General features: G+C 71.4%; 9 protein-coding genes. 5 read left to right on the top strand and 4 right to left on the bottom strand.

Annotation, left to right across the window (positions count from 1 at the left end):
* The first annotated feature begins 1 nt into the window (after position 1).
* The gene (locus ACFQ7Q_RS04040) at positions 2-1,300 is read left to right on the top strand and encodes an NADase-type glycan-binding domain-containing protein (protein WP_383549518.1); all 1,299 of its coding nucleotides are present in this window, start codon (positions 2-4) and stop codon (positions 1,298-1,300) included.
* Between the two features lie 152 nt (positions 1,301-1,452).
* Positions 1,453-3,603 (top strand): RNA polymerase recycling motor ATPase HelR, encoded by a 2,151-nt coding sequence (gene helR, locus ACFQ7Q_RS04045; protein ID WP_383549562.1) that lies wholly within the window; start codon positions 1,453-1,455, stop codon positions 3,601-3,603.
* 85 nt (positions 3,604-3,688) lie between these two features.
* Here the strand turns inward: helR and allB are convergent, their stop codons facing one another.
* From allB to ACFQ7Q_RS04065, 4 genes are all read right to left on the bottom strand, one after another.
* Positions 3,689-5,026, bottom strand: coding sequence for an allantoinase AllB (gene allB / locus ACFQ7Q_RS04050; protein WP_383549521.1), 1,338 nt, complete (start codon positions 5,024-5,026; stop codon positions 3,689-3,691).
* A 64-nt stretch (positions 5,027-5,090) separates the two neighbouring features.
* Positions 5,091-5,816, bottom strand: coding sequence for an aspartate/glutamate racemase family protein (locus tag ACFQ7Q_RS04055; RefSeq protein WP_383549525.1), 726 nt, complete (start codon positions 5,814-5,816; stop codon positions 5,091-5,093).
* Positions 5,817-5,839: 23 nt separating this feature from the next.
* Complete coding sequence (locus ACFQ7Q_RS04060) at positions 5,840-7,321, bottom strand: NCS1 family nucleobase:cation symporter-1 (RefSeq protein ID WP_383549528.1); 1,482 nt, start codon at positions 7,319-7,321, stop codon at positions 5,840-5,842.
* A 304-nt stretch (positions 7,322-7,625) separates the two neighbouring features.
* The gene (locus ACFQ7Q_RS04065) at positions 7,626-8,657 is read right to left on the bottom strand and encodes a saccharopine dehydrogenase family protein (RefSeq protein WP_383549531.1); all 1,032 of its coding nucleotides are present in this window, start codon (positions 8,655-8,657) and stop codon (positions 7,626-7,628) included.
* Positions 8,658-8,757: 100 nt separating this feature from the next.
* On the opposite strand from ACFQ7Q_RS04065, the gene ACFQ7Q_RS04070 reads away from it, so the two are divergent.
* The 3 genes from ACFQ7Q_RS04070 to ACFQ7Q_RS04080 form a co-directional block, all read left to right on the top strand.
* Positions 8,758-9,744 (top strand): helix-turn-helix domain-containing protein, encoded by a 987-nt coding sequence (locus ACFQ7Q_RS04070; RefSeq protein WP_383549534.1) that lies wholly within the window; start codon positions 8,758-8,760, stop codon positions 9,742-9,744.
* A 19-nt stretch (positions 9,745-9,763) separates the two neighbouring features.
* Positions 9,764-10,237 carry a hypothetical protein gene (locus ACFQ7Q_RS04075; RefSeq protein WP_383549537.1) on the top strand — a complete coding sequence of 158 codons (474 nt, stop codon included), beginning with the start codon at positions 9,764-9,766 and terminating at the stop codon, positions 10,235-10,237.
* Positions 10,238-10,505: 268 nt separating this feature from the next.
* Positions 10,506-11,057 (top strand): acyl-CoA dehydrogenase family protein (locus tag ACFQ7Q_RS04080; RefSeq protein ID WP_383549540.1); only part of this gene is annotated, 552 nt, incomplete at its 3' end.

Raw genomic sequence — 11,057 nt, forward strand, 5'->3', positions numbered from 1 at the left:
GTTGCGCGAGTGTCCCGCGTGCGGGGCGTCCAACGGCGTGACGGACGACTTCTGCGGCAACTGCGGCGCGTACCTGGGCTGGTCCGACACCGGTCCCGTGCCGGAGACGGCCGGTGCGATGCCGAACGCCCCTGCTCCCCCTGCCGGTTCGGCGGCCGAAGCCCGGGAGGGCACGGCCGCGCAACGCGTGACCTCCGGGCCGCCCACCGACGCGGGGTCCAGCCCGCCCGCGCCCTCCGGCGCGGAACCCGGCTTGCCCGCGCCCTCCGGCGCGGAGTCGGCGCGGCCCTCCCCTGCCGACACCCGGGCCGCTCCTTCCACGCCGGCCCCGTCCGCGCCCGCCCTATCCACGCCGCCCCCGTCCGCGCCCGTCTCGTCCGTGCCCGCTCCTCCCGCGCCCGTCCCATCCGCGCCCGTCTCGTCCGTGCCCGTCTCGGACACCTCGGCTGCCTCCGGCACCTCCGGCTCCGGCCCCGGGACGGAGCCCCCGGCGGCGCGGCCGCCCGCCGCCCCGCCCGCCGCGGCCCCGGCGCCCGTGCTGCCCGCGAAGGCAGTCGCGCCGCGCCCTGTCGTACGTCCCCTCGTGGTGAGCGACGACGTGACCGGGGTGCCGTGCCCTTCCTGCGGTACGCCCAACCCGCAGGACCGCCGGTTCTGCCGTCGCTGCGCGGCCCCGCTGACGCGCGCCACCGCACCGGCTCCGCTGCCCTGGTGGCGGACGATCCGGCCGTTCCGCCGTCGCACACGGGCGGGCTCGGGCCGGATGGTGCGCTTCCTGGTGATCCTGGCCGTGGTGCTCGCCCTGTGCGCGGCCGGCTTCCTGCTGTTGCCGGCCGGCCGGCATCTGATCGAGGACACCCGGGACAAGCTGGGCAAGGCCAAGGCGGTCACCGCGACCCGCGTCACGGCGAGCACTGAGCTGCCCGGGCACCCGGCGGCCGACACCACGGACGGCCTCAGCAACCGCTACTGGGGCGTGCCGGGCCCCGGCGCGTCGGTGACGTACACCTTCGCCAAGCCGTTCCGCCTCGTCGACGTGATCATCACCAACGGCGCCTCGCCGTCACCCGAGGAGTACGCACGCCAGGGGCGGGCCCTCCAGATCGACATGGAGGTGACGGCGCGGGACGGACGGAAGGTCCTCAAGAAGCTCGCCCTGAGCGACAAGCCCGGTGCGCAGACGTTCCCGACCGGCATCAGCGAGGTGACGGCGGTGCGTCTGACCCTCGACGCACCCGCCGGATGGGCGCGGGGCCGCCATATCGCTCTCGCGGAGGTGGAGTTCTTCCAGCGGAGCTGACAGGAACGAAGAAAGCGAGAGGGAAGCAACCCACCTCTCGCCACTCTCAACTTATAGCGCACAGGGGGCCTTGCCACAAGGCCCCCGTCGTACCGCAGAATCACTGGCTCAAGCCTGATGCCGCGAAACGGGAGACTCACCAAGTGCGTGCGCTGAACCCTCTGACCACCAGTGCGTTCGACCTTCCGGACCGCCTCTCCGCCAAGGCCGAGCCGTCGCTGATCGCGGGCGACGAGCAGCACTTCGCGGCCATCGCGGAGAGCCTCGAAGAGTCGATCGCCGAGCTGTCCGACCGGCTCGACGCCGCGCGCAAGGCGCCGGGCGGCGCCGGTCGGGAGGCGATGGAGCGGGACGCGGAGATCCACCGGCTGACCGGGCGACTGCGCGCCCTGCGCCGTTTCGGTCTCGACCTGTGCCTCGGCCACATCGTCGGCGCGGACGACGGCGAGCCCGTGTACATCGGACGGCTGGGCCTCACCGACAGCACGGGGCGCCGGCTGCTGCTCGACTGGCGCTCCCCCGCGGCCGAGCCCTTCTTCGCGGCGACCCACGCCGAGCCGATGGGTCTGGCGAGCCGCCGCAGGTACCGCTGGACCCACGGCCGGATCAGCGACTACTGGGACGAGGTGTTCGCCGCCGACGGGCTCGAAGGGCGCGCCGCGCTCGACGACCAGTCCGCCTTCATCGCCAGCCTGGGCACCAACCGGTCGCCCCGGATGCGCGACGTGCTCTCCACCATCCAGTCGGACCAGGACGCCATCGTCCGCGCGAGTTCCCGCGGCGCCCTGGTCGTCGACGGCGGCCCGGGTACAGGCAAGACCGTCGTGGCGCTGCACCGCTCCGCGTACCTCCTCTACTCGGACCCCCGCCTCGGTCACCGGCGCGGCGGCGTGCTGTTCGTCGGTCCGCACCGGCCCTACCTGAACTACGTCTCCGACGTCCTCCCCAGCCTCGGTGAGGAGGGCGTGCAGACCTGCACGTTGCGGGATCTCGTCGAGGAAGGGGCCGGAGCGGCGAGCGAGACCGACCCGGACGTGGCGCGTCTGAAGTCGTCCGCGGACATGGTGAAGGCGATCGAGAAGGCCGTCAGGTTCTACGAGGAGCCGCCCGCCCGGGGCATGACGGTCACGACCTCCTGGTCCGACCTGTGGCTGAGCGCCGACGAGTGGGCCGAGGCGTTCGCGGCAGCGGGGGCGGGTACGCCGCACAACGAGGCGCGCGACCAGATCTGGGAGGAACTGGTCTCGATCCTGATGGACAAGTTCGACGGCGACGTGCCGCCCGAGCTGTTCCGGAAGTCGCTGCTCCAGGACAAGGAGCTGGTCGACACCCTCAACGGCGCGTGGCCGCTGCTCGAAGCGACCGACCTGGTCGGGGACCTGTGGTCCGTACCCGCGTACCTGCGGATGTGCGCGCCCTGGCTCGACCGCGACGAGGTCCGCCTGCTGCAGCGCAAGGAGGCGCCCCAGGCCTGGACGGTGTCCGACCTGCCGCTCCTGGACGCGGCTCGGCAGCGGCTCGGCGACCCGGAGGCGTCGCGGCGCAAGCGCCGGCACGAGGCCGCTGTCGCGGCCGAGCGGGAGCGCATGGCCGGTGTCATCGACGACATCGTCGCGGCGGACGCGGACGGCGAGGGTGCCGTGACGATGCTGCGTGGGCGGGATCTGCAGGACAGCCTGATCGACGAGACCGCGCTGTCCGGCGCCGACCGGGACCTGCTCGCCGGTCCGTTCGCGCACATCGTGGTGGACGAGGCGCAGGAACTGACCGACGCGGAGTGGCAGATGCTGCTGCTGCGCTGCCCGTCCCGGAGCTTCACGATCGTCGGGGACCGCGCCCAGACCAGGCGCGGGTTCACGGAGTCGTGGCGGGAGCGGCTCGAGCGGGTCGGGCTCGACCGGATCGAGATGGCGTCGCTGAGCGTCAACTACCGCACGCCGGAAGAGGTGATGGCGGTGGCCGAGCCGGTCATCCGGGCCGCGCTCCCGGACGCCAACGTCCCGAGCTCGATCCGCAGCAGCGGCATCCCCGTCGCCCACGGTTCCGTGGCGGAACTGCACTCGGTTCTCGACGGCTGGCTCGCGGCCCATGACGACGGGGTCGCCTGCGTCATCGGCGACCCCACGTTCGAGGCGACGTCGCGCGTGCGGTCGTTGACTCCGGCGCTGTCGAAGGGACTCGAATTCGACCTGGTCGTGCTCGTCGACCCGGAGGAGTTCGGCACGGGCATGGAGGGGGCGGTCGACCGGTACGTCGCGATGACGCGTGCGACCCAGCGGCTCGTCATCCTCACGAGCTCCTGACGCCGGCCTGATGCGTGGCGCCCGGGGACGGGTCTCGTCGACCGAATCCAGGTCGGTGACGGCCCTTCCCCGGGCGGCGCCTGCCTCAGCCGTTCCTTTCGAGGAGCCGGCCGGTCGGCTCGGTGAGGGTGCCGTCGGCGTTGATGCGCTCGCCGTGCAGCCAGGTCGACTTCACCACGCCGTGCAGGGTCCTGCCCGCGTAGGCGGTGACCCGGTTGCGGTGCTCCAGCTCCGCCGGATCGACGGTGAACGTCGCGTCCGGGTCGAGGACCGCGAAGTCCGCGTCCCGGCCGGCCTCGATCGCACCCTTCCGCGCCAGACCCGCGAGACGAGCCGGAGCGGCCGACATCCACCGGGCCACGTCCTCCAGGCTGTGACCGCGGCGGCGGGCCTCGGTCCAGATCGCCGGCAGGCCGAGCTGGAGGGACGAGATGCCGCCCCAGGCGGAGGCGAAGTCCGGGGTCTTGAGGTCGACGGTGGAGGGCGAGTGGTCGGAGACGATGCAGTCGATCGTGCCGTCGGCGAGTCCGTCCCAGAGCGCGTCCTGGTTGGACGCCTCGCGGATCGGCGGGCAGCACTTGAACTCCGTCGCCCCGTCCGGGACCTCCTCGGCGGTGAGCGTGAGGAAGTGCGGGCAGGACTCGACGGTGATCCGGACGCCCTCCGCCTTCGCCGCGGCGATCAGCGGCAGCGCGTCCGACGACGACAGATGAAGGACGTGCACGCGGGCGTTCAACCGCCGGGCCTGGTTGACCAGGTTCTCGATCGCCGTGTTCTCGGCGTCCCGGGGCCGGGACGCCAGGAAGTCGGCGTACTTCTCGCCGCTCCGCTGCGGAGCCGCCGCCAGATGATGAGGGTCCTCGGCGTGCACGATCATCAGACCGCCGAACCCGGCGATCTCGGCCAGCGAGTTCGCCAACTGCTCCTGATCGAGCTCCGGGAACTCGTCCACTCCGGACGGCGACAGGAAGCACTTGAAGCCGAAGACACCGGCGTCGAACAGCGGCCGTAGGTCCTTGACGTTGTCGGGCAGCGCGCCGCCCCAGAAGCCGACGTCGATGTGCGCCTTCGTCCGGGCGACGTCCTGCTTCACCCGCAGGTGCTCCACCGTCGTCGTCGGCGGCAGCGAGTTCAGCGGCATGTCGAGGAGCGTCGTGATGCCACCGGCGGCCGCGGCCCGCGTCGCGGTCCAGAAGCCCTCCCACTCCGTCCGACCCGGATCGTTCACATGCACATGGGTGTCGACGAGGCCGGGCAGCACGACGTCGCCACCGACGTCCTCCAGCCACGCACCTGCCGGGACCTCGGCGTCGTATGGCAGCACCGCGGCGATGGTCCCGCCGGAGACGGCGATCGACGCGGGCCCCGTCCCCTCGGGGGTGATGACGCGTGTCGAGCGCAATACGAGCTGTACGTCGGGCAACGGATGCCCCTCCTCTTCCACGGTTCCTACCTGACTTCGTGTCTGCCGCGCGTGGCGCGCGTCGTCAGCTCGCCTGCGGGGGCCAGTTGACGATCCGCTTCGGCCGCGGCGACGCGTACGTCCTCACCTTCGACGTGGTCAGGCCGAGGCGTACGAGGGACTCGGCGATCACCACCGCGGCGCTCACCCCGTCGACGACGGGCACCCCGGTGCGTTCGACGACGCGCTCGGCGAGACCGGCCATGCCTCCGCACCCCAGGCAGATCACCTCCGCCCGGTCGTCCTCGACCGCCCGTGCGGCCTGTTCGACGATGGCGTCGACCGCCGCGCTCTCGTCCCGTTCCAGATCGAGCACGGCGAGCCCGCTGGCCCGTACGGAGGCGCAGCGTGCGCTCAGTCCGGCTGCGTGGAGGCGCTCCTCGATGAGCGGGACCGTGCGGTCGAGGCTGGTGACGACGGAGTAGGCGCGGCCGAGGAACTGGGCGGTGCTCGCGGCCGCCTCGGTGATGTCGACGACGGGGACGTCGAGGAGTTCCTGCAGTCCTTCCCTGCCGTGCTCGCCGTATCCGGCCTGGATCACGGCGTCGAACGGCTCCGGGTAGGCGCGTACGGCTTCCATCACGGCGATGGCGGCCAGGTAGCTCTCGTAGTTGCCCTCGACGGACTCCGCTCCGAAGGCGGGGGTCAGCGGGACGATCTCGGTGCCGGGTGACGCCGCGGCGGCCGCCTGCCTGCCGATCGATTCGGTGATCGACTGTGTGGTGTTGACGTTGACGACGAGGATGCGCATGGTCCGGCCTTCTGCTCGGTGGTTCATTCGGCGGCGACGGCGATGGACTCGCCGTCCACGTCCCGGATCTGCGTGGTGCGGTCCGCGATGAGCGCGTACAGCACCGCGCCGAGGAAGGCGCCCACGAACCAGGAGAATCCGGCCACGGCGTGGAAGAAGGGCACCAGGGCGACGACGACGGCGACGGCGGCGCTGGGGACGAAGGCCGCGACGGCCCGGGGGTTGAAGCCGCAACGGTAGTGGTACTCGCCCCGCGGGTCCTCGGTGTACAGGTCGGGCACGTTGACCTGGGACTTCCGCAGCAGCCAGTAGTCGGCCATGATCACGCCGAAGAGGGGGCCGAGGAGGGCTCCGAGCCCGCCGAGGAAGTAGTTCACGACGATCGGGCTGTCGTAGAGGTTCCAGGGCAGGATCACCAGGCCGAGGACCGCGCTGACGACGCCGGCGCGACGGAAGTTCAGCCGACGCGGGAAGAGGTCGATGAGGGCGTAGATCGGCGCGACGAAGTTGGCCAGCAGGTTCACCGCGACCGTCAGCGCGATGAGGGCGAGCGAGGCCGTTGCCAGGAGCGCCATGTTGGGAAGGGTCCGGACGATGTCCGTGGGGCTGGTGATGACGTGTCCGTCGAGCTTGAACTGCGCCCCGCTGAGGACCACCACGATGACGGCGAAGAACAGCATGTTCAGCGGGATGCCGATCACGTTGCCGCGGACGATGGAGCCTCGGCTCTTGGCGGACCGGGTGAAGTCGCAGAAGTTCAGTACGAACGTCCCGTAGATCACCACCCACAACGCGGCGGCCTGGAGGATCTGCAGCCACATCTCCCCGCCGATGAGCGGTTCGTCGATGGACAGGGAGATGGAGGCGTCGGCACGGACGAACATCCAGACCGCGAGCGCGCACATGGTGATGAGGGTCGTGGGCGCCGCGAAGGCCATGTACCTGCGGATCATCTGCATCCCGTAGCTCACGATGACGAGCTGGAGGACCCACAGGGCGAGGAAGGTGATCCAGTCGAGGGTCGACTGGCCGAGCAGTGAGTCGGCGTCCAGGGCGCGCAGCCCGGGGAACATCGCGATCAGCAGGGCGCTGAGGACGGCCGACGCGAGGTACGTCTGGATGCCGAACCAGGCGATGGCGACGATGCCTCGGACGGCGGCCGGAATCTTCGCCCCCTTGATCCCGAACGCGATGCGGCTCATGACGGGGAAGGGGACGCCCGTCTTGTGCCCCATGAACCCGGAGAGCGTCAGCAGCAGGAAGAGCAGGACCGACGCGAGCGCGAAGGCCGCCAGGATCCCCCATACGTTCAGTCCGAGGGCGAAGAGGCCGATGGCGAACGCGTAGTTCCCGAGGCTGTGCACGTCGTTGGCCCAGAGCGTGAAGACGTTGTAGGCGCCCCAGCGGCGCCCTTCCTTCTTCGTGGGGGCCAGATCGTAGGTGTACAGAACGGAACTGGCGGCTCCGTCGGCCGTCTCGGGCGGCCGGGCATCCACTGCAGTCATCGAACGGCCCTCACGTGTTCGCTCGTGGTCGCGACGGGGCCCGTGGGGACGCGCTTCGGGGGAAGGGAGCGCGTACGGGGCCCGGCGACCGGTGGAGGTTGGGAGCGGAGGCTTTAGACGTTTCCACAAAGTGGAAGTTGTTTTCCGCGCATCAGAACGTAGTTTTCGCCAAAGGTCACCGTCAAGACCTTCCGGGCTTCAACTTCCGCACCAGGGGATACGCCCTCTGACGCCCGATTCACCCGGAAACGCACGCGCCCCCGCCACCGAGGACACGGTGGCGGGGGCGAGAGGGGTACGGAACCTACGGGCGCAGTTCGAACGAGAGGTACGGGGCCAGTGCGCGCAGGAACTCGGGCGCGTCGAAGATCGCGCCGGCGGAGGCGACACCGACCGTCCTGGTCCGCCCCGCGAGGACGTGGTGGACCGCCTCCACCGCGAGCGGGGCACTGACGGCGTAGATGTCCTGACCGCCGACCACCGCGCGCCGCTCCTCGCCGCCGGAGCGCACGAGGACCTCGACGAGGAAGGTCTGTCCGGAACGGCCGTGCTCGTCGACCGCGGTCGGCGCCGGGGTGTCCGGGGCCGACAGATCCCGCGCCGCCTCGACCGTCATGTAGGTGCGCACCTCGGGGATGTCCAGGTGACTGGGGACGGTGACGACGTCGGCCATGGTGAACTCCCCGATCACCGACCGGATCCCCAGCGGCTCGGGGAAGGTCCACTTCAGGGTCGACGGAGCGTCGTCGCGGTACTGCAGGCGCCCGTCGCTGTACACGACGCGTCGGCCGTCCCTGCGCTCCCGGGAGACCGCGCCGGCGGTGCGGGTCCCGGCGGTGGGGTGCCAACCACTCAGCCCGTACGCGACGTGGGCCTCGTCGGCCGTCGTCCACTCGCCCATCGCCGCGGTGACCAGCAGGTCACCCAGGCCGCCGAAGAAGGCCATCGCGGGGATCACGACCGTTCCGGCGGCGGTCGCGCGCTCCGCGAAGTGCGCGAACGTGTCGAGATTGGCCTCGATCTCGGCGGCCACGTCCACGTACGGGATCCTGGCGCGCAGGGCCGCCTCGATCACCGGGGCGGCGGTAGAGGCGAAGGGTCCGGCGCAGTTGATCACCGCGTCCGCGCCGGCGAGCGCGCGGTCGAGCGCGGCCGTGTCGTCGACCGCGGCCGGCCGGACCTCGAGTCCCTGGTGGGAGGCCGCGAGGGCGTGCAGCTTGGCCGCGTCGCGACCGGACAGGATCGGCACGAATCCCCGACGCAGCAGCTCCGCCACCACGAAACGCCCGGTGTGTCCGTAGGCACCGAACACCGTCACCGTGTGACCCGACTTCATCGCGTTCTCCCCGCGCTCGATTGTTCAACTGCGAACAGTCTTGCTGCGGGTGGTGACGGGTGCGAGTGTCCGGAACGACACGCCCCGTACAATTTCGGACATGGGTACTGTCGCGCTGGCCGTCACCGACGGAATGCTGCACTTCGAACTCTCCGTGGCGTACGAGGTGTTCGGCGCCGACCTGTCCCGGCTGGCCGACCCCTGGTACGACGTGACCGTCTGCGGGCCGGACCCGGTGCGGTTCGGCAGGTTCCGGATGGAGCCCGACCACGGGCTCGACCGACTCCCGGACGCGGACATGGTGATCGTGCCCGGGTGGGCCGATGTCGACGTGGACCCACCCGCCGAGCTGGTCGACGCGGTGCGGGCGGCGCACGAGGCGGGCGCGCGGGTGGCCTCGCTGTGCACGGGCGCGTTCGTGCTGGCCGCCGCCGGTCTGCTGGACGGCCGACGGGCCACCACGCACTGGGCGCACACCGACGTCCTGGCCGCCCGGTACCCCCGGGTCGAGGTGGATCCGGACGTGCTGTACGTGGACAACGGCAGCGTGCTGACCTCCGCGGGCAAGGCCGCCGCGATGGATCTGTGCCTGCACCTGGTCCGCCTCGACCACGGCTCGGCGATCGCGAACACCGTCGCGCGCCGCCTGGTCGTGCCTCCCCATCGGGCGGGCGGCCAGGCCCAGTTCGTCACCGCGCCTGTGCCCGCGCTGGACGACCGCGCCTCTCCGGGCTCCGGGCCGCACTCGGGCGGCGGATACCCCGTCGCCGAGCTTCTCGCCTGGGCGACAGAACGCCTCGACCAGGCCCTGACCGTGGAGGACCTGGCCCGCCGCGCGCACATGAGTTCGCGCAACCTCGGCCGCCACTTCAGAGCGGTGACCGGCACCACGCCGCTCCAATGGCTCCTGACCCAGCGGATCCGGCGCGCCCAAGAGCTGTTGGAGACGACGGGGGACAGCGTCGACGCGATCGCGGAGGCGACGGGCATGGGCACGGCCACGACCCTGCGCCGCCACTTCAACCGCACGATCGGCGTACCCCCGGACACGTACCGCCGCACCTTCCGTACCTCACGCGGCCGTTGACCGCGACCAGGCTGCGCCCATGCCGAGCCAGGAGCGGTCCCAGCTGTCGATCGTCGACGAACTGGCCGCCCTGCCGTTCACCGAGCAGGAGGGCAGGCTCGGCATCGGCGAGGGCGGGTGGAGCGGGCCGGGCCATCACGTGGCCGTACTGCGGCGGAGCCGGGACTTCCGGGACGACCGGAGCGAGGAGATCGTCGAGGCGGCCGAGCAGGAGCTGGACGCCGACCTCGCCGCACTGACCGATGCCCTGACCGCCCGCTGGGGCAGCCCGACCACGGTCGACCTGTGGCCGTACCTCGGCGTCGACGATCCGGACCAGCGCCACGTCGCCCCTGAGCCGCCGAGCTTCCTGAGCGATGTGGCCGGCACCATGCGGGTGTGGCACCCGCCCCTCTCCGACCGCCTGCTGTCCCTGGCCATCGGCCAGGCGGACCCGGAGTTCCCTCTCGAACTGCTCGCCGCGGTCGGTGAGGTGTCCTCGCTTCCGCGGTGACGCTCAGCCGCTGATCACGAAGCCGATCGGGACATCCGCGTCCGCGAGCGCGGCGGCGCACCGTCCGTCGCGGCATCCGGCCACGTCCGCTCGCCGACGGGCGCTTCGGTGCCCGCGACGGCCGGTCGCCGGCGCCCGATGCACTCCCCCGCCGGACCGACGCCCGGTGCCCGAATCGGTCGGGCCCCACCAAGCCACTGGCATCATGGCACTGAGTGTGTTTTGCTGAGGGTACTCAGTGCCACAAGCCTTAGGGGAGCTCGCCATCATGGGCAAGGACTTCGACCTGTATCGCCCGTCCGAGGAGCACGACATGCTCCGGGAGACGGTCCGTGCGCTGGCCGAGGCGAAGATCACGCCGTTCGCCGCCGCGGTCGACGAGGAGGGCCGGTTCCCGCAGGAGGCGCTGGACGCGCTCGTGGCGGCCGACCTGCACGCGGTGCACGTCCCGGAGAGCTACGGCGGCGCTGGCGCGGACGCGCTCGCGACGGTGATCGTGATCGAGGAGGTCGCCCGCGCCTGCGGCTCGTCCTCGCTGATCCCGGCCGTGAACAAGCTCGGCTCGCTCCCGGTGATCCTCTCCGGCTCCGAGGAGCTGAAGAAGAAGTACCTGGGCCCGCTCGCCAAGGGCGACGCGATGTTCTCCTACGCCCTGTCCGAGCCGGACGCCGGCTCCGACGCGGCCGGCATGAAGACCCGCGCCGTGCGCGACGGCGACTTCTGGATCCTCAACGGCGTCAAGCGCTGGATCACCAACGCCGGCGTCAGCGAGTACTACACCGTGATGGCCGTCACCGACCCCGACAAGCGCTCCAAGGGC

The sequence above is a fragment of the Streptomyces sp. NPDC056527 genome (genome assembly GCF_042794475.1).
In the GTDB taxonomy this organism is placed as follows: Bacteria; Actinomycetota; Actinomycetes; order Streptomycetales; family Streptomycetaceae; genus Streptomyces.

Bases quoted from the DNA above. Each gene is read 5' to 3' on its own strand.
- ACFQ7Q_RS04055 (WP_383549525.1), bottom strand. From the start codon at position 5,816: ATGCGCATCCTCGTCGTCAACGTCAACACCACACAGTCGATCACCGAA.
- ACFQ7Q_RS04060 (WP_383549528.1), bottom strand. From the start codon at position 7,321: ATGACTGCAGTGGATGCCCGGCCGCCCGAGACGGCCGACGGAGCCGCC.
- ACFQ7Q_RS04065 (WP_383549531.1), bottom strand. From the start codon at position 8,657: ATGAAGTCGGGTCACACGGTGACGGTGTTCGGTGCCTACGGACACACC.
- ACFQ7Q_RS04070 (WP_383549534.1), top strand. From the start codon at position 8,758: ATGGGTACTGTCGCGCTGGCCGTCACCGACGGAATGCTGCACTTCGAA.
- ACFQ7Q_RS04075 (WP_383549537.1), top strand. From the start codon at position 9,764: ATGCCGAGCCAGGAGCGGTCCCAGCTGTCGATCGTCGACGAACTGGCC.